The organism is Thauera terpenica 58Eu (assembly GCF_000443165.1).
GTDB lineage: Bacteria > Pseudomonadota > Gammaproteobacteria > Burkholderiales > Rhodocyclaceae > Thauera > Thauera terpenica.
Map to the genome: position 1 here is coordinate 1 of NZ_ATJV01000126.1, position 873 is coordinate 873.

Consider the following 873-nt stretch of genomic DNA (forward strand, 5'->3'; position numbering starts at 1 on the left):
ACGCCCATGGTCGAGATTGGACAGGACGTCAGCGAACAGCTCGACATCGTGCCGATGCAGGTGCGCGTGTTGCGCCACATCCGCAAACGCTACGGCTGCCCCAAGGGCGACCAGGCGCCAATCAGCGCCCCTGTCCCCGCGCAGGTACTGCCCAAGAGCAACGCCAGCAACGATCTTCTGGCGATGCTGCTCGTCACCAAGTACGTCGATGGGCTGCCGCTGGCGCGTTTCGAGTACGTGCTGGCGCGTGCCGGCGTCACCGTGCCGCGTCAGACCTTGGCACGCTGGGTGATCGGCACTGCGCAAGCCCTGCAGCCGATCGCCAACCTGATGCGCGACGTGCTGCTCGGGCACGACGTGATCCACATGGACGAGACCCCGGTCCAGGTGCTCAAGGAGCCGGGTCGGGCGGCAACCAGCAAGAGTCAGATGTGGGTGCAGCGCGGCGGCCCGCCGGGCAAACCGGTGATTCTCTTCGAGTACGATCCGAGCCGTGCGCAGGCGGTGCCCTTACGCCTGCTCGAAGGCTGGAAAGGGCACTTGATGGCCGACGGGCTCGAGAGCTACGGGGCGATCGCCTTCTGCGAAGGGGTGACTCGGCTCGGCTGCTGGGCTCACGCACGCCGCCGCTTTGTCGACGCCAGCAAGGTGCTGCCTGCCGGCAAGCGCGGCCGCGCCCACGAAGCGCTGGCCTTGATCGGCAAGCTCTACGCCATCGAGCGGGATGCGCGCGAACTGAACGACACCGAGCGGCTGGCGCAACGCCAGAGCCAAAGCCGTACGGTAATCGACGAGCTGCGTCGATGGCTCGACCAGGTGCTCCCCACCGTACCGCCCACCTCGGTGCTCGGCGGCGCACTGGGCTACCTGCAT

General features: G+C 67.4%; 1 protein-coding gene. It reads left to right on the top strand.

The genetic code is table 11. The features are described 5' to 3' along the window. Nucleotides 1-873: IS66 family transposase (tnpC, locus tag M622_RS39185; protein ID WP_021251210.1), on the top strand; the 873-nt coding region annotated here is incomplete at both ends.